The organism is Flavobacterium sp., from assembly GCF_043720215.1.
Taxonomy (GTDB): Bacteria; Bacteroidota; Bacteroidia; order Flavobacteriales; family Flavobacteriaceae; genus Flavobacterium.
This window is the reverse complement of the sequence record NZ_JAYSSZ010000020.1, coordinates 1-2,263: the sequence shown is the minus strand read 5'-3', so window position 1 is coordinate 2,263 and position 2,263 is coordinate 1. Positions and strand designations below refer to the sequence as shown.

The window sequence follows — 2,263 nt, the reverse complement described above, 5'->3', positions numbered from 1 at the left end:
ATCATATTTGACTTTTCTTTCCATAAAAATACCCCCAAATAGTGTCTAACTTTTTGGGGGCAGTCTAATTCTGTGGCTTTTTTATAAATAGTCATTTCTTTGTGCATGGTAAGCAAAATTATTTTGGTTTTAATTTTGCTTTCTTGTACTTTTTTTGCCACATCTAAGCCATCGAGTCCTGGCATATTTATATCTAAAATAGCAATATCAGGTTGATGAAGTGTAATTAAATTTAAAGCTGAAACTCCATTAGAACAGGTATCTGTTATTTTGTAACCGTAAGATTCGACAAAGCTTTTTGTTCCTTGTAGTGTAAATGGATGATCGTCTGCAATTAGTATTTTCATTATTGTTTTTTAATTTCAATGGAGATAACAGTTCCGTTTGTATCTGAATTTATTTTTGCTTCGCCACCTATAGCTCTACTTCTTTCGATGATATTGTGCAAACCAAACGCATTTTTTCCGTTTAGTTTTTCAGAAACATTAAATCCTTTACCGTTGTCTTTAATTTCGATGAAAATACTATTATTTTTTTCTTGAATAGTAATTTTTGCCGCAACTGCATTGGCATATTTTATAATATTGGATAACGCTTCCTGAATAATTCGATACACTTGTAATTCATCAGCAGTTGATAGCGATTCGTTATATTCAACATCAGCCGTTACCATAAAATCATTTACTGACTGAGCTCTTTCTATTAGTTGTTCAACACTTGCTTTTAATCCTATTTTGTCAAACATTATTGGATGTAAATTTCTACTAATAATACGGATATCGTTTATAATTGAATCTATTTTAGTATTCGTAATATCGTTTTTTTCTTCAAACGAATTTTTTAAACTTAACAATTCGTGACTTACGCTATCGTGCAAATCGCTGGCAATACGTTTGCGTTCTTCTTCGGTTTTTTCGAGTAATTGTTTGGTATATTGTTGCACGTTTTGCTTTTCTAATTTTAATTTTTTCTGTTTTTGTCGGGTAATGTAAACCACAACGGTTAGAAACAATCCTAAAAACAATGACGCTAAAAGTGCTATTGTCGTATTTTTATTTAAAATTGTTGTTTTCTGAAGTGTAATTTGTTGTTCTTTTTTTTCGGTTTCGTAAATAGTTTCTAGTTCAGCTATTTTTTCTCTAGTTGCAATATCTGCTATGCTATCGGCAATTATTCGTTTGTCTTTCTCGATAGCAAAGGCATTTTTAAAATCATTGTTTTGCAAAGCACTTGTTTGCAATACTCCGTAAAACATATTAACTTTTTCGTATTGCTGATTGGTTATTAGTGTTGGTAAAGCTGTTTTTATATCTTTAAAATCGGAATAATTTGGGTTCTTTTTTATTTCATATTGAGCTATTGCTACTTTGTATTCATTTGTTAAATCATCGGAATTTATTTCTTCGACAATTGGTTTTAATTCATCAATTACCTTTTTTGCTTCGGGCAATTTATTTGCTTGGACTAAATTTTCAATTTTGTAATCAAATATTTTTAGTTTTAATATTTTACCATCTTCGGTACTATGATTAAAGGCTTGGTAGGTAGAATCGATAAGTGCAGTTTTTCGGGAGTCATTCATAAAATCATAAATGGCTATTTTGTTAATTAACCCAATATAAACATTATAAGTATTATCGATACTTTTGTATGTCTTTATGGCAAGATCAGCATTTTTTATGGCTCTTTTTTTATCACCAATGGCCGTATAAATGTTAGCATAATTAGAGTAAACAAATGCAAAACCCTTTGGGTTATTTATTTTTGTGAAATATTCAAACGATTTTTGGTTGGCCACTAAACTCAAGTTTTGCTTGCCCATGATGTAATAAATATAGGACAAATCATAATAAGCTCTTGCAGTTTTGTAACAGCTTTTGTAGTCGTTAGGCTCTAGCAATGTTATATTTTTATGATATTCCGCTGCTTTTTTTAGATTAGACTTGTCTTCATAATAATGAGCCAAATAGGCATCTACAAAAGTGGTTTTTAGTGCTGGAACTTCTTTCCTATATTTTGTATTAAATTCATTAATGGTTGCCAAAAAAACTTCGTTATAATCATATGAATCGGCAAGATATACACAAGCTATATCTAAAATTTCCGCAGCATTTATGTAGTTATGTGCTGCAATTTGTTGGTTATAATATTTGTAAAAAACAGTTAAATAATTTTTATCTTTTTTATAGTTTTCTACTTGATGTAAATAGGCTTTGGTAGTATTTTCTTTGGCTGGAATTTCTTTTACAAAAACCACTCCATT

At 29.8% G+C, this 2,263-nt stretch carries 2 protein-coding genes; both read right to left on the bottom strand.

What is annotated here, in order from left to right:
* Positions 1–347: response regulator (locus ACHZC3_RS00930; RefSeq protein WP_394757999.1), on the bottom strand; the 347-nt coding region annotated here is incomplete at its 3' end.
* Positions 347–2,263 (bottom strand): ATP-binding protein (locus ACHZC3_RS00925; RefSeq protein WP_394757998.1); only part of this gene is annotated, 1,917 nt, incomplete at its 5' end. The genes ACHZC3_RS00930 and ACHZC3_RS00925, both read right to left, overlap by 1 nt.